At 34.2% G+C, this 22,154-nt stretch carries 17 protein-coding genes, 1 tRNA gene and 2 rRNA genes; 4 read left to right on the top strand and 16 right to left on the bottom strand.

Annotation, left to right across the window (positions count from 1 at the left end):
• Position 1 precedes the first annotated feature (1 nt).
• The 10 genes from BUE24_RS23210 to BUE24_RS23255 all read right to left on the bottom strand — a co-directional run bounded on the left by BUE24_RS23210 (position 2) and on the right by BUE24_RS23255 (position 14,523).
• Entirely contained in the window at positions 2 to 6,481 is a 6,480-nt protein-coding gene (locus BUE24_RS23210) for a non-ribosomal peptide synthetase (protein WP_073322079.1), read from the bottom strand.
• A 59-nt stretch (positions 6,482 to 6,540) separates the two neighbouring features.
• Complete coding sequence (locus tag BUE24_RS23215; protein ID WP_073322081.1) at positions 6,541 to 7,068, bottom strand: UpxY family transcription antiterminator; 528 nt, start codon at positions 7,066 to 7,068, stop codon at positions 6,541 to 6,543.
• 874 nt (positions 7,069 to 7,942) lie between these two features.
• Positions 7,943 to 8,206, bottom strand: a complete 264-nt coding sequence (locus BUE24_RS24465) for a T9SS type A sorting domain-containing protein (RefSeq protein ID WP_084549676.1) — start codon at positions 8,204 to 8,206, stop codon at positions 7,943 to 7,945.
• Between the two features lie 93 nt (positions 8,207 to 8,299).
• Positions 8,300 to 8,374 (bottom strand) — tRNA-Val (locus BUE24_RS23225).
• A 90-nt stretch (positions 8,375 to 8,464) separates the two neighbouring features.
• Positions 8,465 to 9,682 carry a bifunctional folylpolyglutamate synthase/dihydrofolate synthase gene (locus BUE24_RS23230; RefSeq protein WP_073322086.1) on the bottom strand — a complete coding sequence of 406 codons (1,218 nt, stop codon included), beginning with the start codon at positions 9,680 to 9,682 and terminating at the stop codon, positions 8,465 to 8,467.
• 5 nt (positions 9,683 to 9,687) lie between these two features.
• Positions 9,688 to 10,581, bottom strand: a complete 894-nt coding sequence (locus BUE24_RS23235) for an energy transducer TonB (RefSeq protein ID WP_073322089.1) — start codon at positions 10,579 to 10,581, stop codon at positions 9,688 to 9,690.
• 2 nt (positions 10,582 to 10,583) lie between these two features.
• The gene (locus BUE24_RS23240) at positions 10,584 to 10,976 is read right to left on the bottom strand and encodes an ExbD/TolR family protein (protein WP_073322092.1); all 393 of its coding nucleotides are present in this window, start codon (positions 10,974 to 10,976) and stop codon (positions 10,584 to 10,586) included.
• A gap of 1 nt (position 10,977) precedes the next feature.
• Positions 10,978 to 11,676 (bottom strand): MotA/TolQ/ExbB proton channel family protein, encoded by a 699-nt coding sequence (locus BUE24_RS23245; protein ID WP_425290172.1) that lies wholly within the window; start codon positions 11,674 to 11,676, stop codon positions 10,978 to 10,980.
• Between the two features lie 68 nt (positions 11,677 to 11,744).
• Positions 11,745 to 13,271, bottom strand: a complete 1,527-nt coding sequence (nhaB, locus tag BUE24_RS23250) for a sodium/proton antiporter NhaB (protein WP_073322098.1) — start codon at positions 13,269 to 13,271, stop codon at positions 11,745 to 11,747.
• A 25-nt stretch (positions 13,272 to 13,296) separates the two neighbouring features.
• Entirely contained in the window at positions 13,297 to 14,523 is a 1,227-nt protein-coding gene (locus tag BUE24_RS23255) for a Glu/Leu/Phe/Val dehydrogenase dimerization domain-containing protein (protein WP_073322101.1), read from the bottom strand.
• Between the two features lie 454 nt (positions 14,524 to 14,977).
• On the opposite strand from BUE24_RS23255, the gene BUE24_RS23260 reads away from it, so the two are divergent.
• Positions 14,978 to 16,120, top strand: coding sequence for an acyl-CoA dehydrogenase (locus BUE24_RS23260; protein ID WP_073322104.1), 1,143 nt, complete (start codon positions 14,978 to 14,980; stop codon positions 16,118 to 16,120).
• Positions 16,121 to 16,240: 120 nt separating this feature from the next.
• Here BUE24_RS23260 and BUE24_RS23265 read toward each other — a convergent pair whose 3' ends face one another.
• From BUE24_RS23265 to BUE24_RS23280, 4 genes are all read right to left on the bottom strand, one after another.
• Positions 16,241 to 16,480: a hypothetical protein gene (locus BUE24_RS23265; RefSeq protein WP_073322107.1), complete on the bottom strand. Its 240-nt coding sequence runs from the start codon at positions 16,478 to 16,480 to the stop codon at positions 16,241 to 16,243.
• Between the two features lie 54 nt (positions 16,481 to 16,534).
• Positions 16,535 to 16,741 carry a hypothetical protein gene (locus BUE24_RS23270; RefSeq protein WP_073322110.1) on the bottom strand — a complete coding sequence of 69 codons (207 nt, stop codon included), beginning with the start codon at positions 16,739 to 16,741 and terminating at the stop codon, positions 16,535 to 16,537.
• A 105-nt stretch (positions 16,742 to 16,846) separates the two neighbouring features.
• Positions 16,847 to 17,092 carry a hypothetical protein gene (locus tag BUE24_RS23275; protein ID WP_073322113.1) on the bottom strand — a complete coding sequence of 82 codons (246 nt, stop codon included), beginning with the start codon at positions 17,090 to 17,092 and terminating at the stop codon, positions 16,847 to 16,849.
• Positions 17,093 to 17,193: 101 nt separating this feature from the next.
• A complete protein-coding gene (locus tag BUE24_RS23280) occupies positions 17,194 to 18,912 on the bottom strand; it encodes a helix-turn-helix domain-containing protein (protein ID WP_073322116.1) in 1,719 nt (572 codons plus the stop codon).
• Between the two features lie 371 nt (positions 18,913 to 19,283).
• Between BUE24_RS23280 and BUE24_RS23285 the strand changes: the two genes are divergently transcribed.
• From BUE24_RS23285 to BUE24_RS23295, 3 genes are all read left to right on the top strand, one after another.
• On the top strand, positions 19,284 to 20,900 hold the full coding sequence (locus BUE24_RS23285) for a hypothetical protein (protein ID WP_139242103.1): 1,617 nt from the start codon (positions 19,284 to 19,286) through the stop codon (positions 20,898 to 20,900).
• 24 nt (positions 20,901 to 20,924) lie between these two features.
• Positions 20,925 to 21,104 carry a hypothetical protein gene (locus BUE24_RS23290; RefSeq protein WP_073322122.1) on the top strand — a complete coding sequence of 60 codons (180 nt, stop codon included), beginning with the start codon at positions 20,925 to 20,927 and terminating at the stop codon, positions 21,102 to 21,104.
• Between the two features lie 148 nt (positions 21,105 to 21,252).
• Positions 21,253 to 21,699, top strand: coding sequence for a DinB family protein (locus BUE24_RS23295; RefSeq protein ID WP_170864660.1), 447 nt, complete (start codon positions 21,253 to 21,255; stop codon positions 21,697 to 21,699).
• 133 nt (positions 21,700 to 21,832) lie between these two features.
• On the opposite strand, the gene rrf is transcribed toward BUE24_RS23295, so the two are convergent.
• Together rrf and BUE24_RS23305 are read right to left on the bottom strand one after the other, a co-directional pair.
• A 5S ribosomal RNA gene (gene rrf / locus BUE24_RS23300) occupies positions 21,833 to 21,940 on the bottom strand.
• Positions 21,941 to 22,054: 114 nt separating this feature from the next.
• Positions 22,055 to 22,154, bottom strand: a 23S ribosomal RNA gene (locus BUE24_RS23305); the annotation flags it as partial.

Consider the following 22,154-nt stretch of genomic DNA (forward strand, 5'->3'; position numbering starts at 1 on the left):
TTTATTCAAATAATGCTTCTAAATCCTCTTGATCTAATTTTGCTGCTTCAAAATCAGAAGGGGTAAAATGTACTTGTTTTTCGGCTTTTATGTGATCAAGGATTGTCTCTAAATTGATAAAAAACTGATCCCTGATATATTCAATTGTAGATGGTTTGTGTGCGTTTTGATTATATATGAATTCAACTTCTAAATGATCATCTACAATCATTAAATTGATTTCTAATTTGGTAGTAAATTTATTTTGAGGATCGATTTCAGAACCAATATCTACATCTTCATAAACAAAAAAATCATTATTCAACTCATTCCCAAAATGTCCTAAATAATTGAATCTGATTTCGGAAATTGAACTTCCTTCTAGGTATTTCTGATGATCTCCATAGTTATAAATCCCGTACTCCATTCCGTGATCGGGAATCCTTTTGATTTGTTCTTTTATTCTTTTGATGTTTGAACCAATTTCAGCATCATTAATCTCTACTTTTTGTGGATACAAACAGGTAAACCAACCAATTGTTCTTGAAACATCAATTTCATTTAGGTTTCTTCCGTGGTTTTCTAATTCTAGGCTAAAACTTGTATCACCTGTCCAATCTCTTAAGGCAAAGGTAAAAGCCAACAGTAGAATGGTAAAATTATCACTCCTGTATGCATCATGAGCATCCTTGTTAAGAAATAACGTTTGTTCGGCAGATAACCTCCCTTTTACTTTATCTACCTGCGCCATCTCCCAATTTTCTATATCAAAATCCAAGGGAATTCTAAATTTTTCGTCTACTTGATTTTTCCAATATTCATCAACTAAGGCCCTATTTTTAGAAGTAAAATAGGTTTTTAATGCCTCATTCCAATCAATCAATGAAGCTGTTTTTTGTAGAAAAGCGTTGTCTTTACCTTTGGATAATATTTGAAACAAATCATTGAGTAAAATCCTCCAAGAGACTCCATCCACAAGAAGATGATGTGCAGTAACCAATAATTGATTTGCCTTCCCTTTCTGTTTGATAATAGCCGCTTTTATTAAAAAACCATCAGTAATATTAAAACCGTTCTTAAAATTCAAACATGCATTTTTTAAATGTTCATTTCCTGAATCAGAAATGTTCAAAACTTCTAGTTTGAAATCCTGAGAAAGCAAGTTCGCATTGTAGAACATCAATCCATTTTCTGGATTGTAGTTTTGACGAAGACCATCGTGCGCTTGAATTAATGCACTGAAAGCTTCCTCTAGCTTCGTAATAGGAATATCTTTTCTTAATTTTAACAATACAGATTGGTTGAAGTAATTCTTGTTGTTAAAATCATGACTAAAAAACCAATTATCTATCGGAAAAAGATCTCTTTGGCCTTCGATCACTCCTTGGGTATATGAATTGTTCTGTAATTCTGATTGAAGAATTATTTGCTCTATCGTTTGAAAAGTTAGAATATCTTTTACTTTCAGATGAATATCGGCTTCATTCAATCTTGAAGCTATTTGAACAGCCTTGATAGAGTCCCCTCCTAGTTCAAAAAAGTTATCCCTAACACTTATATGCTCTTCTTCCAGGATTTCCTGCCATATACTTATCGATGTTTTTTCAACCTCATTTAGTCTCTCATTCTCATCTGTATTCTTTTCTTTTTTTAGAAGTGGTGAAGGAAGAGCGTTGTAATCGACTTTTCCATTACTTGTAAGTGGTATTTTATTGATGGTAATGAAATGAGAAGGAATCATATAAAAAGGGAGTTTTTCTGCCAAATAAACTCTAAGTGATATTTCATCTATAGATTCATTGTAATTCTCATTATGCTTAACGTATGCGCAAAGCAAAGGTTGCGTATTGTTGTTCTTGAAAGTTGTTATTATGCATGTTTCTATACCTTCGTGTAACAATATTTGATTTTTGATTTCCTCTGGTTCAATGCGATAGCCATTGATCTTAATTTGTTCATCTATTCTCCCTACATATTCAATTACTCCAGAGTCAACAAATTTTGCTAAGTCCCCTGTGCGGTACATTCTCTGTCCTTCAGAAAAAGGATTTTCAATAAACTTCTCTTTGTTCATCAAAGGATTATTGATATAACCTCTAGCTAATCCGTTTCCTGCTACAAATACTTCGCCATGCACTCCAACCGGAACTGGTTTGAGATGTTTATCAAGAATATAAATTTGAGTGTTGGCAATAGGTTTTCCAATAGGTACCGTAAGAAAGTTATCTTTTTCATTAAACTCATAAATCATACAACCTACAGTAGCTTCTGTTGGCCCATATTCATTATAAATTTCAAGATTATCGCCAAAAATACCACGTATCTCTTTTACTAAGGCAGTATCCAATTTTTCACCTCCAACAATCATTCTTTTTACTTGACAACCTTTATCAATTATATCAGATGTATCTAGTTTTGTGATTAATCTCAAATGCGAAGGAGTGAGTTTTATAATGTCAACCTTATTTTCTTTTAATATTTTTTCTATTAATACCTCTTGATCATTGTTATGATAAATAACGATTTTATTCCCAGATACCAATGGGGTAAAGATGGAAGTAATCGTTAAATCAAATGAAATTGAAGTGTGTAAAGGAAATGCAAGCTGTTCCCCTTTTACATAACTTTTTGAAGCCCAATCGATATAATTAATTAGAGACCCATGTTCTATCATCACTCCTTTTGGGTTCCCCGTGGTTCCAGATGTATAGATAATATATGCTAAATCTTTGGAGTTACCAGTAACATTAAGATTGTCTGTTGTTCTATCCAGTGAATCGTTATCTACACAAACCACAGCGCTCTTTACATCTTTTGAAGTACCTGCTATTTCGGAAACCATAGATTGATAATTAGTACTGGTCACGATTAACTGAGACTGGCTATCATCAAGTATATATGCGATCCTATCTTGTGGCAAATCCGGAGTTATCGGCACAAAGTTTCCTCCCAGTTTTAAAACCGCCAGAACACTGATAACAAACTCTGGTGATTTTTCCATGATGATAGCAACGGTTGCTTTTGGCTGGTCGACAAGCTCTTTAAGACGTAATGCCAACGAGTTTGCTTTTTCATTCAACTCTACAAATGAGAGTTGGTTTTCTCCAAACGCCATCGCTATGCGATGTGGATGTTTTGTTACCTCTTCTTCAAATAACTCGTGAATTGTTTCCTTTTCAGGTAAATTCTTTTCAGTGGCGTTAAACTTTACAATTTGATCGGCATACTCTTTTGCTGTTATCGTTGCCAATTCCTCTAATCGAAGTTCTGGCCTCTGAACTATTTGATTCACAAGAAGGCGAAAATGGTTGTTGAATTGAACCATTTTTTCTTCAGAAAACAGTTTACTTGAATACTCTAAAGCAAAACTGATTTCATCTTCTCCATTAAATACTTCGAGGGACAAGTCAAATTTGGAGAACCCTGGATCAAAATCATAATTAGAGATCTTTACCCCATCAAAACCAAGCCTAGTAATATCAGTATCTTGATACAAAAACATCGTATCAAAAATAGGATTTCGACTAACATCCCTCACTCCCTTTTGACTTTGTACCATTTTTTCAAATGGATAGTCTTGATGATCTATAGCAGATATGATCCTATGTTTAACAAGCTCTACCAACTCTGTAAACTTTATTCCCTCTTCTATCTGTACTCTAATAGGTAAGTTGTTTACAAACATTCCTTGTAGGCTTTGTAAACTAGGATGCCTCCTACCCCCTACAGGAATTCCTATTATTAAATCATTTTGTCCGGTATATTTAGAAAGTAAAACACTATACATTGAAAACAAAAGTGAATGTAGTGTACACCCTTTCTCTTGAGCTAACCCTTTCAGTCTAGTAGAGATTGTGTTATCCAATGTAAATGCGAGTCTTTTTCCAGTTGTTTCAAAAATTGCCGGTCGCTGATCATCCAAAGGCATTTCCAAAAGTGGTAGATCCCCGGATAGTTCAGTTTCCCAATAATTCTTGTGCAGTTGAAAGTCTGCCCCCTTATGCTTATTTCTTTCCCAATGCACAAAATCTACATAATTAGCATCGAGATTTGGTAGAGAAATGTCTCTATATAAACTAAAGAGTTCTGTTAGAAAATTATCTACAGAGATTCCATCAAATATGATATGATGAAAATCCAAGAACAATACTTGATACTCTTTTCCGGTTTTAACTAGTTGTGCTCTAAATAAAGGAGGTCGTGATAAATTGAATGGTTGTACCAAAGATTGAATTTGGTTTTCTAGCTCTTCTCCATTTGTCTCTACAATGCCTAACTCAAAATCAATTGACTCGTGAATATAAAATTTAGGTTCTACGTCTAACTCAAATGACATTCGCAAGGAATCATGTCTCTCTATCAACTTATGTAAACTATCTGAGAGCTTTTCCTCATCTATCTTTCCCTGAATTTGAATAGCAAAAGGTAAATTATATCCAATACTATTATGATCCATCGCCCAGGAAAAGTAAAGTCTTTTTTGAGCAGCTGACAAAGGGTGATACTCCTGGTCATTACTTATCCCAGGAATGTCTTCATAAAAAGAAGTTTCTAATTGATCTATTACACTCAATAATTCACCTATTGTCTGTTTATTGTAAAGCTGCTCCAATGGAAGATTGACCCCTAATTCTTTGTTGAGAATCATTTCCAACTCTGCAGCTCTTAGAGAGGTTCCTCCTATTTCAAAGAATTTATCATCGATTGCAATAGTTTCTTTATTCAAAACCTTTCTCCAAGCAGAAAGTACTATTTCTTCTTCTTCGCTTTTAGGGATAAAAACTTTGCCCTTTTCCTCTTTTATCTGGTTTGTAACTGCATTGATCTGTGCAATTAATTCATTAAATGTTCCTTCTTTAAATTGAGTGAGTAATTTGTATCTCTGTAATTTTCCGCTAGTTGTTCTTGGGATATCCCTAACAGGAAGAATATGATCAATTTCAAATCCAAAATCCAGATTTACCTTGGTTCTTATTTCTTGTAGCAGTGGAATGAATTTTTCGATTTTTCCTCTAAAAAATACGAAAGCGATCACCTCCTCTTTTTGTAAATCAGGATTAAAATGCCCCGTTACTACTATTTTGTTTAATTCAATACCATCAATATCCAATGTAGCATTCTCAATATCATGAGAATAATAATTCTGACCATTAATGAAAAAGACATCTTTTGCTCTTCCGGTTATATACAGACAATCATTATACATAAAACCAAGGTCGCCGGTCTTTAACCAGGTATTTGAAATTGCCTCCTCGGTAGCAGTTTTATTATTATAATAACCAGAGGTTACATTATTACCTTGGATTTGAATATGACCTATGAATTGCTCATTCAAAGTTTCATTATCATCATTAGTAATTCTGACCGCACAGTGATCAATTGATTTTCCAACATTTACAAAAGAAACACTCTCCTTTCCAGCATTCGTAATTTCTACTTCTGCTCCAAAACCTAACTTGTCTCTTTTCACGGTACAAGAAATAACATCTTGATTGATGTCTGACATCGTAACCGCCAGACTAGCTTCTGCTAATCCATAAACAGGACACATGGCATTAGGATTCAAACCAAAAACACTACCGTAGCTAATGAATTCGTTTGCTATTTTTTCGGAAATAGGTTCTGCTCCGTTATAGATAACCCTAACATTGGATAAATCCCACTGATACTCTTCAGTATTCGAACAGTGTTTTAAAACATAACTATAACCAAAGTTCGGTGAACAAAGGATAGTAACCTTATGTTCAGAAGCCTTTTCTAACCACAAACCAGGACGTCTAACAAATAAATTTGTAGGCATGATGTATTGATTCATTCCTTTGAAAAGAGGATTGATATGAAAGCCAATCATTCCCATATCATGAGTCAAAGGCATCCAACTTATCATACTATCACTATCTTCATACTTTGCCGCATTGCTTATATCTGTAACATTCGTTATTAGGTTTTTATGAGTAAGAACCACTCCTTTTGGGATACCAGTAGAACCTGAAGAAAACTGAATAAAAGCAATATCATCTTCTACAACAGGGTAAATATCTCCACTACCCTTATGTTCAAGAGTTTTTTCTACTTCAACAAAACTAGATTGAATCTCTTCTAGAACTTCTTCGTAGTGATTATTATTTGCAAATTTTTCTAATTGCTGTAATTGCTTAGTACTTCCTATGATATGAGGTTTGTTCAATACTTTCCAGATCGAAAACAGCTTGAGTCTATGATCATCTTTTTGACCTATGGTAACTGGAACAGGAATTATTCCTCCAAGAATGCAAGCCCAAAAAACAATAATAAAAGTTTTATTATCCTCTATCTGAAAAACCAATTCCTCTTTTGGTTTCAACCCTTCTTGTTGCAGATATGACAAAACCTCTATTGCCCCATGATACAATTCATGATACGATAAAAAATCTTCGGTTGCACCATTAACAATAAAAACTATTCCTTTATCCTTAAGATTACTTCTTGTTTTTAGGATATTGATCAATGTTGAATTTTCCAAAACTTTAACTTGTGATTTAATTGAACGATTCTCTAAGTGTTAGACAAACCTAATAGTATCTAATACCCTAATTGTACTGGTTGTTGTAAGAAACTAGACGGTATGGTGGCCACAATATTCAACCTAAGTGAATTAATACTCACTAGGATTTTATTAATATTTCTATTTTCTAAAATCTTACATCTCAAACCTGATAAAGGCCCATAGCTGATTTCTTTAATATCACCAATTGCTGGTATTTGAAAATCAGCTTTTACATCGATTACGTCTTTTGTACCAATCAAAATTTTGATTTTATCAATTTCATTTTCGGTAACCTTTGCGTACTCTGCTCCAAATCGTATATACATACAAGCTCCATTAACGGATAAAGCCTTTGAGAAATCCTTGGTTGAATTTATTTTGACAAATACATAAGAAGGAATTAAAGGCTTCAAAACTGTCTTTTTACGATCACTCCATTGCTTAACGGTCTTTATCATTGGAGCGAAAGCTTCTATATTATTTTCATGTAGTAGTTCTTCTACTTTTCTTTCATGACGTGATCTCACGTACAAAACATACCATTCACCTAACTTAAAACCCATGTGTGTATATTTAATAAATTGATTAAAAGATATAGCTTCGCTTCCCTGACTCACATTTCATATCTTCTTAAAAATATGATTGGATAATCAAGTAAAAAGGTCTCTACAAAAAGCTCTTGTAACGATCCCTTTATTTATTATAATGGTTTAAAGATGTATACTTGGAATATTGATGTCTTCAAACTGAGAAGTATCGTATTGAAGATCTATTCGTGTAATAATCGTTAATAAAAAGTCTATTAACTTTATCCTTAAGCCCAAAACAAACTTATAAGGAAATCCACTTAAAATAAAGTGTATTTACTACGAATTTATAAATTACAGGCTTAAAATTTATAAATATTAAGGAATCAAAATAATATTTAATTAATTGAAATTCAAATACTTATAGGTAAATATTTTTTTTTACAGTTTTATTAAGTGAACTTAAATCTTATACCATTATATGATTTAAAATTTTATAAATTCTGATTAAAAAGGCACTATAATTTCATTATTTCTTTAACATTTACAAACGTATATTTCATAAAAATTAATGTTAAACTAGGTACGCTTCCCTAACCAAAAATCTTCGAGTGTATTGTTATTAATTCTATATTCAACCAATTCGTTTTCGACTTTGATTTCACAATTTGCGTAAAATCCTCTTTCATGAAGTCACTAAATGTGAAAGGTACTAATACCAAAATCTAATACATCTACTTCAAAAGACCTTATTAGACAGTTCTGAAAATAATGTGGGTAACGGGAAATGGAAAATGCGTCTGAAACTATCTAAGAAAGGTATTAATCCATGAATAAACACCTTTGTAATCTAATGACTACAAATGTGCTACATTACTTATGCAATATCATATCTTATAAAAAAACCTTGTTATTCAGATAAAATTATTCTTTTGACAATATATTGCTCACCAAAACTTATTTTGCACAGATATAGTCCTGAAGCTAATTCGCCGTTTTTATTGAATATAGTGGTACAATTCCTAAAAGATATTATTTCATCATCCAAAAGTGTTTGTATCAGCACTCCAGTTATAGAGTAGATCTCAATTTTGATATGTCTATTTTCATTACTTTCAAAGGTTACATTCACTGCATCTTTCGATGGGTTCGGAAATACAATCGCTTTGACTATAACATCTTTTTTGTTATATCATTTTTCTGAAAGTGAAGTATGTAAAATGAAACCTCTGTATACAAAAAAAGCTTCCATTTCTGGAAGCTTTTGTGGGCGCGAAGGGATTCGAACCCCTGACCCCTTGGGTGTAAACCAAGTGCTCTGAACCAACTGAGCTACGCGCCCTTTTCAATATTTTTTCGCAATCCTTGTTCCTGATTGCGGATGCAAATATAACACAGTTTTGTAGTCTACCAAAAGAAAATTGAAGAAAAATTAAATTATTTCTGCTACTACAAATGTACTTCCTCCTACATAAATGACATCTTGATCTGTAGCTTCCTGTAATGCAGATTGATAGGCTTCTTGTACCGAATCATAATGCACTCCAAGTAATTTGAATTTTTTCCCATTTTTCCTCAATTCATACGCATCCAAACCACGAAGAATATTTGGTTTGGCAAAATAGTAACGTGCATCCTTTGGAAATAAAGGCAAGATAGTATCGAGGTCTTTATCATTAACAACCCCCAAAACAATATGTAGATTATCGAATTTCTCCTCTCTTAGCTGTTTTACCACTTCTTTAATTCCATCTTCGTTGTGTGCGGTATCACAAACCACCTTTGGATGTTCTTGCAAGATTTGCCATCTCCCCAGTAACCTTGTATTCTTAACCACCCGTTGAAGTCCATTCTCGATATGAGCATCTTCAACCTTCCATCCCCTTTCTTGCAATACTAATAGGGTTTGTAGAGCTGTTTTTACATTTTCGATCTGATATCTTCCTTTTAAATCTGTAGCGATCAATGGACCAGTATACGCTTCTGCCAAAAATAATGTACTATTACATGCTTTGGCCTTATCCAAAAACACCTTTTTGGTTTCATCGGTTGTTCTTCCTATTACTACCGGAACATCTGGCTTAATAATACCTGCCTTCTCTCCTGCAATTGCTTCCAGAGTATCTCCCAAAAAACGAGTGTGATCCAGTCCTATATTTGTGATAACAGATACTTCTGGGGTAATGATATTTGTAGAGTCCAATCTCCCCCCAAGGCCAACTTCAATTACCGCGATATCTATATCCGAGTCACTAAAGTATTGGAATGCCATTCCCACAGTCATTTCAAAAAATGACAATTGATGCTGTTCAAAATAACTTTTATGTTTCTCTATAAATTCAACGACATATTCTTCGGTAATCACTTTTCCATCAATCCGAATACGCTCTCTGAAATCTTTTAAATGAGGAGAAGTATATAACCCTACCTTATACCCAGCTTCTTGTAATACTGAAGCCAGCATATGGCTGGTAGACCCTTTTCCATTGGTCCCTCCAACATGAATGCTTTTGAATTTCTTGTGTGGGTTTTCTAAATAAGATGCTAATTGGATTGTATTGTGAAGATCAACTTTGTAGGCGCTTGCCCCTTGACGTTGATACATCGGTAATTGGGCAAACATCCAATCCAGGGTTTCCCTGTAATTCATAAATACTATTCAGAAAGTTTAAATTGATAGATAATGGTCCCTACTTGTTTTACCGGTGCTTTGGCATCACTATTAAACTTGGTTGCCAATGCAGCCCTTTTGGCTGGTTCCATAAGACAAGAAGCACTATTGGTTGTTCCTTTTACTCCAGGAGTTGCTCTGATTACTCTTCCACTTTGATTTACCTCAATTCTTACCACAACAATACCAGACTCATTACAATCCTGAACGAACTTTTCTTTATTTAATGCTTTACGACCTCCTAATCGATAATTTCCATCTCCATCTAGCCCTTTTCCGTTACCATAGTATTTTTTGGCATTAGGGTCGCCATCCGGACTCCCTTTATCTCCCGGAGACCTATCGTCACCTTCTCCTCCTTTGGACGTACCATCGTTTTTGGGCCCATTAGAAAAGCTATTCAATATATCCAGCGTTGACTTATCTGGTTTAGGATCGGGTTTCTTTTCCTCTACCTTTTTAGGTGTTTCCTTTACCGTCTTTTTGGTAACTTTTTGATCTGAAGTTTTTTTAGGGACTTCTTTAGTCTTTTCAACCTTCTTTTTAGGCTTTTTCTTTGGCTTTTTATCAATCACCGGGGCATCTTCAAGGTCCTGCGTAGCCACTTTTTCCTGAATTTCGGGTGAGTCCTCTTGTGGAGTGGGAGCCGTAGAAGCCGATTCGGGCGTTGTATTCTTTGGTGAAGTTTTAATCGGTTTATTGGGTTGTATCTTGCCTGATCCAACCGCTGTAGTACCAAAATTTACCGCAATCCCGCTTTCTTCTTCCGGAACAATATAACTAAGGCTAAGATAAAACAGTAACAAGATAATCCCTATGTGCAATAATATCGTTAACACCAAGGATTTTCTTTTATGTTTTGTATCCAGCTTTATCATAATCAATCGGGTTTCACCGCCAGTATAACTTTAAATTTATTTCTATTCGCAATATCCATTACAGCTACTGCACGTTCTATTGGCACTCCTTCTTCTGCTCTCAGAATAATGGTAGGTTCATTTTGTCCTTGTAACCTTGAAATCAAGGTCGATTCTAAGCTACTTTGCGTAATACGCTCATCATCTACATAATACTGCAATTTATTGGTAATGCTTACCGATATGTTTTGCGCGTTGGAGCTCTTTCCTTTAGCCTTTGGTAATATAAGATCCAAGGCTTCTGGTGTTATCGCAGGAGAGGTCAGTAAAAAAAACACCAATAACAGAAATACAATATCTGTCATCGAAGACATACTGAACTCTGGACTTACTTTGTTTCTTCCTCTTAAGTTCATACTATGCAGGTTCGTTCAACAAGTCCAAGAAATCTACAGCCTGAGCTTCCATAGTATGAATCACTTTATCTGTACGAACTACTAAGTGATTATATCCTATATAAGCAACAATACCCACTACAAGACCACCAACAGTTGTAGTCATAGCTGTATAAATACCCTCGGCCAGAACTCCCATATCTGCTGTACCAGAACTGGATGCCAAATTATGGAATGCCAAAATCATACCAATTACGGTTCCCAAGAATCCAATCATAGGTGCAGCACCTGCTACTGTAGCCAAAATACCTACATTCTTTTCTAATTTGTAGACCTCCAAACGCCCAGCATTTTCAATAGCTTTATTAATATCTTCCAGAGGATGTCCGATTCTAGAAATACCTTTCTCAGTCAATCTTGCCACAGGATTATTCGTTTGAGCACATAAAATCTTAGCCGCTTCAATTTTTCCACTTGCCACATTATCTCTGATCTGATGCATAAAGCTCTCATCATATTTGGAAGCCGCTTTTATAGCAAAAAGTCTTTCAAAGTAAATATAGACTGCTACAAAGAGCAAAACAAAAAGTATAGCGATAATCACAATCGCTCCGGTCCCTCCACTTAACAGGAGGTCCATAATAGAGAGTGATTTCTCTTCAATTACTGTGTCAACTTGTGCAGAACTTTGGGTAAACGCACTGAGCATAGATAAATACATCATTTTGATTTCGTTAATTTAGTGTTAGTATACTAACGTTATTTATGTAGGTTAAGTATATCCCCAATTTACAATAAATAAATCACTCCTAATAATCCAACTCCTCCGAGCACTATCGTATAAGGGAAAGCCATTTTTACCATTTTGGTGTATGACAATCCAATTAATGGCGCTAACGAAGAGGTTAGTAAAAATAAGAACGCTGCTTGACCATTAGGTGTTGCAACACTTGGTAAATTTGTACCTGTATTGATCGCTATGGCTAAGTTTTCAAACTGCTCTCGAGTAATAGCACCTGCATCAAAAGCTTGTTTTACTTCACCAATGTATACTGTAGCAACGAATACATTATCACTGATCATGGATAATACTCCATTGGCAACATAAAACATAGAAGGTTGATCCTTTGGATCCAATTTCAACGCCCAATCGATAATAGGAGTGAATAAATGTTGGTCATGAATCATCGCAACAATTACAAAGAAAACCACCAATAGTCCAGTAAATGGTAATGCCTCTTCAAAAGCTTTACCTAATTGATGCTCTTCTGTAATACCCATGAATGCCGTTTGGACGATAATCAATGCTAACCCTATAAATCCAACAGGCGCAAGGTGTAATGCTAATCCTATGATCAAAAGTATAGCAGAAACTGCTTGAACAATTAACCCATATTTGGATCGGTCTGATCGATTGGCATCTTCCTCATCTGTATAGTTCTGTATAATTGTTCTGGCAACATCTGGTAATTTGGCTCCAAAACCAAACGATCCTGTCATTTCCAAAACCACTGTAGTAAGTAAACCTGCCCCTAAAACCGGTAAAGATATAGGTGCCATTTTCAGGAAAAACTGAATAAAATCCCATCCCATTCGCTCACCAATCAATAAGTTTTGAGGCTCGCCTACAAGTGTACACACACCTCCTAAAGCTGTACCTACAACACCATGCATTACCAAGCTTCTTAAAAAGCTTCTGAATTGTTCTAACGTTTCTCCACTAAGTTCTTTTCGATCCAAGACACCACTATCATCATAATCTCCGGAGCCCGAATGTATTTTGTGATACACTCCATAAAATCCAACGGCAACACTAATCAAAACTGCTGTTACTGTTAAGGCATCTAGAAAAGCCGAAAGTACTGCTGCAAGAAATACAAATAGCAGCGATAAAATCATTTTTGATTTAATCTTCGTGAATACCTTACTGAAGATATACATCAATAAAGGTTTCATGAAATAGATACCGGCCACCATGAATACCAACAAAAGAATAACTTCTAGGTTTTGCTCAACTTCGAGCAATACTCCTCCTTTGATTCCTTTTCCTAATTCATCATGAAGTACTTTTCCATGATCGAGTTTGTACATAGGATGGGTGAGGCCTAAAGCAAGTGCTTCTATAGCTAATATCCCTCCTGATTGCAGAGGATAACATTTTAGCGCCATCGCCAAAGTAAAAATAAACTCCGCTATAAATACCCAAGCGGTTACGGTTGGTCCTAATATGAAATACGAGAAAACATTAAAAATTAAAAATCCGATCATTACAAATTTGAACCATTTCGGACTACTTCCTAGAAAATACTTTAACATAGTGATGCTTGGTTATACATTAATATTATATCAGCTGTTTGAAGGCTATTTCAAACGCTGTTTTACTTATATTTACTTTTGTTTGCTTGTTATTGTAAGTGCTCTGTATTGCTTTTTTTATAGTTTCTGAAGTATCTTTAAAAATAGCTTCATCCGTCATTTGTACCCTACGCTCCATAAAATAGGCAAATACTCTAGCCATACCGCAATTTGAAATAAAATCTGGAATAAGACTTACCTTTTCATCGGTATACTCCATTATAGGACCAAAAAATATTTCTTTATCAGCAAATGGCACATTGGCTCCACATGATATTACCTCGAGTCCAGAATCGATCATTTGTGTAATTTGTTCCTTAGTGATCAACCTGGAAGCTGCACAAGGTGCAAAAATCTCGGTTGGCAATGACCATATCCTTTCATTCATCTCTTCGAAAGGAATTAACGTTTCGCTATACAGCTTATTACCTTTCTTGTTTAAATATAACTCCTTTATCTCCTCAAAAGAGAATCCATCTTCCTTGATAAGCCCACCTATATGATCAATAATCCCTACAACTTTGGCTCCCATTTCTGATAGATAATAGGCTGCTGCAGAACCTACGTTTCCAAAACCTTGGACTACAGCTCTTTTCCCCTTGACATCACCACCATAAATGGTGTAATAATGTCTAACCGCTTCTGCTACGCCATATCCTGTAATCATATCTGCCACAGTATACTTGCGAGACACATCTGGTGAAAAGGTGGTATTCTCTAAAACCTTTATAACCCCTTGGCGAAGCTGTCCTATTCGATTAATTTTATCCGCTTCCGTAGGTTGAAAGTGTCCATTAAAGACTCCTTCCTGTGGATGCCAAACCCCACATTCTTCAGTAATTGGGATTACCTCATGAATTTCATCTACATTAAGATCTCCTCCTGTTCCATAATAACTCTTCAGTAAGGGAGATACTGCTTTATACCAACGCTGAAGCACTCCTTTTTTTCTTGGGTCATTGGGATCGAAGTTAATTCCAGATTTTGCACCTCCAATTTCAGGTCCCGAAACTGTAAACTTTACTTCCATAGTTTTGGCCAAAGAAAGCACCTCATTCATATCTAATCCTTTTCGCATTCTTGTACCACCACCAGCAGCTCCACCTCGTAAAGAATTGATCACTGTCCAGCCCTCGGCTTCGGTTTCAGAATCCTTCCAATTAAAAACTATCTCAGGCGCTTTATTTTCATACTTTTTTAGTAATTCTTTCATTCTTAAAATTTCAATTTAGCAAATCAATAATTCTCTCTTTTAAAAAAAACAACACCAATGGTGTTTGTAAAAAATTAAATTAAATATCCTCCAAACGGAGGTCAGCGCTGAGTCATTTTTTTGCGTTTTGAATAGATTAATAGGTTACTACAAAGCAACCTCACAAATATAAAAAACTAAATATCCCTAGAACGAAAATAAAGGTAAAATTTCGTATCCTAATAATCCTTCAATCTTAAACAAAATCGCTTCAAAATTCCCCCATAAGACCATACATGTTTTGATATTATTTTGCCCTAAAATTTCATTACATCAAAAAACAAAAAAAACACCAGAACTATCATATTATCAACTATATTTGTAGAATTAATAAAAATATCGGGGTTATCTCGATTTATTTTCATCAAAAAGTAGGAATTGCGTGTTATGCACGCACAGTAAATTTTCAATACATATGGACTTTAAATTATCCGAAGAACAGTTAATGATACGCGATGCTGCTCGTGATTTTGCTAAAGCAGAATTGTTACCTGGAGTAATAGAACGCGATAATAAGCAGGAATTTCCCACTGAACAGGTTAAAAAAATGGGAGAACTTGGATTTTTAGGAATGATGGCTTCTCCAGAATACGGTGGAGGTGGAATGGATACCTTATCCTATGTACTAGTTATGGAAGAGTTATCAAAGATTGATGCTTCTTGCTCAGTAATCGTATCAGTAAACAACTCTTTGGTGTGCTGGGGTCTTGATGAATATGGGTCTCCTGAACAGAAGGAAAAGTACTTATCCAAATTAACCAATGGGGAATCGATTGGTGCTTTTTGTTTATCCGAACCGGAAGCAGGTAGTGATGCTACTTCTCAAAAAACTACGGCAATAGACAAAGGAGATCATTATGTATTAAACGGAACTAAAAACTGGATTACTAATGGAGGTTCTGCAGATTATTACTTAGTTATTGCACAAACTGATAGAGAAAAGGGACATAAAGGAATTAATGCCTTTATTGTTGAAAAAGGATGGGAAGGTTTTGAAATAGGACCAAAAGAAGACAAATTAGGAATTAGAGGAAGTGACACCCACTCTCTTATTTTTAATGATGTTAAGGTACCAAAAGAAAACCGTATCGGTGAAGATGGATTTGGTTTTAAATTTGCCATGAAAACTTTGGCTGGAGGTCGTATCGGTATTGCTGCTCAAGCATTAGGTATTGCCGCAGGAGCTTATGAATTAGCCAAAGAATATTCTAAAGTTCGTAAAGCCTTTGGAACTGAAATCATGAATCATCAGGCAATTGCTTTCAAGCTTGCTGATATGCACACCAAAATTGAAGCTGCAAGAATGTTAGTATATAAAGCAGCGATTGATAAAGATAACCATGACAGCTACGACCTTTCTGGAGCTATGGCCAAACTTTATGCTTCTGAAGTAGCTATGGAAACTGCAGTAGAAGCCGTACAGATACATGGCGGTAATGGATTCGTAAAAGAATACCATGTGGAACGATTAATGCGTGATGCAAAGATCACTCAAATCTATGAAGGAACTAGCGAAATCCAAAAGATTGTAATTTCAAGAAGCGTTCTTAGAGATTAATTAGATTACAACATCATAAATTAAAAAACCCAAACTAGTTCTTAGTTTGGGTTTTTTAATTCAATTACTATACTAATTAGCACAAATTCTCAAAAGGTCTTTCCTCACAATTGAATACGTTTAGCATATTACTACTGTCTCAGAATCACCGCAAAGAACCGGATCATTAAGGATTCCTGAAAGACATTCTCTTGTTTCCAAACAAATGATGATTGCAGTACGAACACTACCTGTATCTTCATCTGGACAAACAAAAAACGAACCAGATGTTCCTCCATTTATCCCTTGTTTAGCTCGTTTATCCAACCTTGCTACATTTATTTTCTTTAGTGTGATTTTAGTTTTATTTTGTTTTTTCATGATGTATTCAAATTAATAGATCTCCTTAGGGTTATTTAATAACTTTCGATATTTCTAGTCACAATTTATTCCTCCGGTTTCTCTACATATCCCGTCACCAGAATTATTACAAAATATAATTCCCGTAGGTACACTACCAGTATCTTGACCATTACCACATACAACAAAAGTACCTCCCTTTACAGATCCTTTTATTTCTTTGTCAAGTCTGGCTACATTTATTTTTTCTAACTTAATTTTTGTTTTGTTTTGCTTTTTCATATTGTTTGTCGAAAGACTATTTTTAAAAAATTAAAAAATCCGAAGACGTTAGAGTTAAAATCAAACAATACCTCTAACCGCTTTGGTAATACTTATTTTAATAAATCAACATTTATTACCAACTTCACTTTCTCTGCATAATTGGTTTCCAGCAGATGGACAACCAAAAGTCCTTTCACATAAAGCATCCCCTGCTATTCCAACTTTGGTTTTTAAACTACCGGTATTTCTTTCATCACATAATATAAAGGATAGCAAAGTCCCCCCTTTAATTGATGCTCCTGCTCGTCGATCTAGTCTTGCGACTTGAATTTTTTTTAATTCAATTTTTGTTTGTTTACGTTTTTTCATAATATTCTAATTACATCCTTTTTACCCTCCAAAAATAGAGAAGAATTCCAAAAAAAAAGCTCCAAACTGGTTAACATTCATAAATATTCACCAATAAAAACTTATTCAAACCCTTGATTTTCAATACTTTTTATAAATTCCGCAGGTTTACAACCTTTTCGCTTCAAAAACGCCTTTGCAAATGACTGTATATTGTTAAACCCTACTTCTCCGGCCATTGATCTTACCGAATATTGCTTAAACTTTTTATTTGTTTTAATTTGATCCACGCAAAAATCAATTCGAAGGTCATTAATATAATTTGCAAAATTCTTTCCTTTTTCAATATTAATAACCTTGGATAGGTACGAGGAGTTAGTTTTTAAACTTTTTGAAACACTACCTAAGGATAAATTATTTTTCAAGTATTTGTGATCATTTTCAAAATCTTGAAGCTTTTTCAAAATCTCCTTTTTAATATCTTCCGGAACTTCTACAACAATAGTTGCTTCTTTTTTCTTTTCTATCGAATTAACCAGCTCTGTATATTTGTCAGAAATTTCAGAAAACTTATTCCTTCTTTTCTTTAAATAAAAAAACAACGATATGAGAATTGACAATAAAATTACACCAAAAAGTATCGACCTATATCTCGACATTTTGTTTTTAGAATCAATGGTTTCTATCAATTCCTTTTTATCTTTCACCAATCTAGCTATATCATACTTTTCTACGATATTATTATTTAACCGAGCATACTTTTCATTAAACGTTCGCTCCAATTGAAGTAATTTATTGGTAATTCTAAGCTGATTCTCTAAATCCTTATTCTCCTGATAATAATCAATAAGCAATGTGAAAATCTCATGTATTTGAGGAACATAATTGAATTCATTCGTAGCGGACTCTGCTTTTAAAAGGTAATCCAACCCCTCTTTCTTTTTACCCAATTTCAGTAAGGACTTGGCCAAGTACAAATAAGAAATTTTTACATTAACATCTTCCTTATCTTCTCTTGAGGTGATCAGCATTTTTTGTAAGCTGTCTTTGGCTTCGGTATACGCTTCTTTGTAAAAACTATTTACTCCATATGCAGATAACAAATCCGGGTAGAACTCGGCATTCCCCGTAGAAAATCTCAATCGAATTCCTTTATTTAAATAATAACTAGCAGAGTCATATTTTTTAAGACGATTATAAGTATCACCCAACTTGTACAGTGTAGCTGCGTAGGTCATAGGGTACTCTACTAAGGTATCTTCCTTGATTAAAAAATCATAATTTTCTTTAAAAGTGATTAGTGCTTCTCTATTTTTCCCCAAATTAGTCTTCAACAAGGCGATATTATGTTTTAATGCAACTATTTGCTCCTCATTTTCAACACGTTCAGCATGTTTTAAAGCAATCAAATAGGATTGCAAAGCATCATCATAACGATCCAAAGCATATAATGCATATCCTTTTTTTAAATATCCGGTTGCTGGATAACGCATATGCGTTTCCATATCTTTTGTTGTGATAATAATAGAATCGGCATACTGTAAAGCTATATTGTTTCGGTTACTATAATCATAAACATTAAACAACAAGTTGTAAGCTCTTGCAGTTTGTATGACATCGTTTTCATTCTTTGCCTTGTCCAAATATTCTCTTGCGATATGAAAACTTAAAATAGAGTCCTCACTATTTTCGTCAAAAAGCTTATCTAACTCATCAAATGTCTTAGACTTTAATGAATCGAACATTTTTTGTGCATTATTATCTGAGGATTGTGCTTTTAAACCAATTGACCATAAACAAAGCCATAATACAATACCAAAACGAATACTTTTTATATACATCTTAAAATCGGGGGAGCTAGCTTTAATACAATTATTCCAACATAAGTTTGAAGTATATAAAAAAAATAGATGTTAAAAAAATCTGAAAGGCAAAAATCATCTTTATTTCATAAATAATCAGAGATTCCTACGTAAAACGGTAAGGTAACATTTATGAATACAAAGGGTAATATTCATGAATACGTACCTGATCGCCTTGAATTACAGTTGTATCGCCAATACATTTGTCCTGTGGATATCAGAAAACAACCTATATCCCATCAAGAGGTTACCTCATTTTTTTGCAAAAAAGTCGAACTACTATAATCGACTTTAAACTAAATATAGTGTCACATTTTTACTCAATTTTTAAAATAATGCTTAATAAAGAAATGAAAAAACACGTAAAATTATTTTCCTATTTACTTGTAGGATCAACCCTATTACTGTCTTGCGATAAAGATGAATTTGTGTTTGAAGAAGAATTATCTATTAACGACAGTAATTTTTCAATGATGAATGGCAAGCTAAAGTTTGCTTCTAAAGAAGATTTAGCTGAAACTATCAATTATCAAAAAAATGAAGGACGTAGTACTGCAGCAAACACTTTTGAAAACTTATATCAAAGAGGGTTTAGATCACACAAACCAATAATAGACAAAAACAATGTTGAACTAATTTCAAAACTGAAACAAGAACGACAAGAGAAAGTTCAAGCGGGAAGAACTGATATTATTCAAGGTAACGATTTGATCGGAGACCCATTTTTTGCCGCAGTACTTAATGAAGATAAAGAAATTATAGTTGGGGAGTCCATTTATAAATATACTCCAAGAGGTTTATTCTTCTCTAAAATAGAAGACAGTTCTAAAATGAGAAAAGTAGCCGCTCAACAAAACAAATTTAACAAACTAGCAAAAGTCGATGCAATTTGTGAATTAAGAGATTCTGAATATGGAATTACCGAAATGGAATCAGGAGTTCATCGTTTTGTTAGACCTGTTGAATTAGAATTTGATACTTGCGGAGGCGGTGGATACTCTGGAGGAGGAAGCAGCTCCGGTAGCGGAAATAACTCAGGTAGTGGCAGTAGTACCGAAAACCCTAGAAACTCTGAGGTGGGGTTAAATGAACTTATTCAAGGGTTAGATATTTGTAATGGTGGAGAAGAGAACTGGTTTCAGAATATTTTTGGAGACTATAACTTTTGTCATAAATACTTCAATGACGACGAATTTAGATTTGAGCTAGATTACTGGAATCAAGAATGGTTGATATACGCCTCTGTAGGAGTTGAAGCAGAAACACATGAAGAAGGATGGTTATGGTGGAACAATGTAGATTCTGATGAAATCATATTAGGAATTAATAAAGTACATTTAACTTATAATCTTCCGGCTCCAGATATTGCATTCGAAAGTAACTATGTACAAAATACTTTAAACCAATTCCATAGCGCACCTCTATATATGCATAATGGAAGATTCCTGGTAGAAAACAACAATTCGATCTATGAACCAGTAAAAATTAAAGTATTAAACAACACTGCTCTACCGTTTTTTGACATTAGGGGAGAAAATGTACTTAACATTTATCTAGGTAAATACTTTGGTCAAGATATCGGACTTACAAATTATGATATTTTTAATGAATCCAACATCAAGCAAATCTATAAGCTAGGTATCGATTTTCTTAAAAAACAAGCTTCTTCTTCCAGAAAAGACTTTGTCGTAACTGTTCAAAGAAACAACAATACAATAGACGTCTTGTATTTTGATGAAATGAAAAGAAATTACAATACCGACGAAGTTGAGATTAAATTTGATTCTGATTGGTCTGTTGTATTTGGAGCTAAATCAGCAGATGGAGGTGATAGTTTTTCTATCGATTATCAAGCTACATTGGGTAGTTTAGATTACCTAGGAGACTACAAATATATATCCGTTGATATCTATGGATTAGCACGAAGAGGGAATGAGTGGAAAGGACTACGCTTAATAATGAAATAACACGAACACTAATAATTTATAATCATGAAAAAAAATCAAAGTAAAAAAATAGAACTCAGTTTAAACAAACAAAAAATATCAAAATTACAGGCCACCAAAATTAAAGGTGGAGCAACCTTCCATTTAGGCGATTGCTTTTCTTCTTGGGATATTGATTGTATATATTCTAAAGGAAAAGATGATATGATCAACAGACCTCGTTAAACCCAAATATACATTATACTTTTTATTATAAATCGAAGTAAAAAGGGTCTCTTAAGACCCTTTTTCTTTTACCTCTTTTCTGATGAACCCGACTATATTCAAATCATGCCCCACTTACGATTATCAAATCGGTTATCTTATATGTGAAATGGAATACATTCGAAATGAAACTATAAGAATAACAAAAGATCTTTCTGTTACTGATCTAGATTTCCGTTTTGATAAAGATGCTAATAGTATAGGAACACTGTTGATGCATATAGCAGCTTTAGAATTCAAATTCGTTCTCAATTTCCTCTTCAAGCGTCCATTTAATAATGAAGAAAAAGAAAAATACGCCCCAGCCATGCCAATTTTTATGCATAAAAACTTAATAAAAGGAAATCCAATTACATATTATCAATCAGAATTACTTCACGTTAGAAAACAAACATTAAGTCAATACGAAATGATTAAAGATGAATGGCTACAACAAGAAGTGATAACTCCTATGGGAGAAAAAATAGGTAATCACCTATATCTAAATAAACACATATTATTTGATGAGGTTTCTCACCAAGGTCAAATCAAACTAATCAAAAAACGATTACAATAAACGTATCTATGATCTTAATCCAACTCTTGTATACCAAAAAATACCCTTTAAAAACTCTAATTACATCTTTTTACAACTACATATTTTTTTAGGGTATAAAAAAACCCTCATCGATTATGATGAGGGTTTTCAAAGAAGGCGGCGACCTACTCTCCCACGATTGTAGTACCATTGGCGCTAACGGGCTTAACTACTCTGTTCGGAATGGTAAGAGGTGAGCCCCGTTGCTATAACCACCTTAAGTTTTTAGCACTTTTAAGCTATAATAAGTTAACATATTGATTTAGAAAAACATAAACGATAAACTAATGCATCAAAGCAAACCGCCCTCCCGGTTTTGCAACCGGGAAGATCGCGACATAAGCCTACGGGTTATTAGTACTACTCGGCTATGACATTACTGCCTTTACACCTATAGCCTATCAACGTGGTAGTCTCCCACGACCCTTTAAAGA

The organism is Aquimarina spongiae (genome assembly GCF_900141785.1).
Classification (GTDB): domain Bacteria; phylum Bacteroidota; class Bacteroidia; order Flavobacteriales; family Flavobacteriaceae; genus Aquimarina; species Aquimarina spongiae.

Bases quoted from the DNA above. Each gene is read 5' to 3' on its own strand.
- BUE24_RS23215 (WP_073322081.1), bottom strand. From the start codon at position 7,068: ATGGGTTTTAAGTTAGGTGAATGGTATGTTTTGTACGTGAGATCACGT.
- BUE24_RS23230 (WP_073322086.1), bottom strand. From the start codon at position 9,682: ATGAATTACAGGGAAACCCTGGATTGGATGTTTGCCCAATTACCGATG.
- BUE24_RS23235 (WP_073322089.1), bottom strand. From the start codon at position 10,581: ATGATAAAGCTGGATACAAAACATAAAAGAAAATCCTTGGTGTTAACG.
- BUE24_RS23240 (WP_073322092.1), bottom strand. From the start codon at position 10,976: ATGAACTTAAGAGGAAGAAACAAAGTAAGTCCAGAGTTCAGTATGTCT.
- BUE24_RS23245 (WP_425290172.1), bottom strand. From the start codon at position 11,676: ATGTATTTATCTATGCTCAGTGCGTTTACCCAAAGTTCTGCACAAGTT.
- nhaB (WP_073322098.1), bottom strand. From the start codon at position 13,271: ATGTTAAAGTATTTTCTAGGAAGTAGTCCGAAATGGTTCAAATTTGTA.
- BUE24_RS23255 (WP_073322101.1), bottom strand. From the start codon at position 14,523: ATGAAAGAATTACTAAAAAAGTATGAAAATAAAGCGCCTGAGATAGTT.
- BUE24_RS23260 (WP_073322104.1), top strand. From the start codon at position 14,978: ATGGACTTTAAATTATCCGAAGAACAGTTAATGATACGCGATGCTGCT.
- BUE24_RS23265 (WP_073322107.1), bottom strand. From the start codon at position 16,480: ATGAAAAAACAAAATAAAACTAAAATCACACTAAAGAAAATAAATGTA.
- BUE24_RS23270 (WP_073322110.1), bottom strand. From the start codon at position 16,741: ATGAAAAAGCAAAACAAAACAAAAATTAAGTTAGAAAAAATAAATGTA.
- BUE24_RS23275 (WP_073322113.1), bottom strand. From the start codon at position 17,092: ATGAAAAAACGTAAACAAACAAAAATTGAATTAAAAAAAATTCAAGTC.
- BUE24_RS23280 (WP_073322116.1), bottom strand. From the start codon at position 18,912: ATGTATATAAAAAGTATTCGTTTTGGTATTGTATTATGGCTTTGTTTA.
- BUE24_RS23285 (WP_139242103.1), top strand. From the start codon at position 19,284: ATGAAAAAACACGTAAAATTATTTTCCTATTTACTTGTAGGATCAACC.
- BUE24_RS23290 (WP_073322122.1), top strand. From the start codon at position 20,925: ATGAAAAAAAATCAAAGTAAAAAAATAGAACTCAGTTTAAACAAACAA.
- BUE24_RS23295 (WP_170864660.1), top strand. From the start codon at position 21,253: ATGGAATACATTCGAAATGAAACTATAAGAATAACAAAAGATCTTTCT.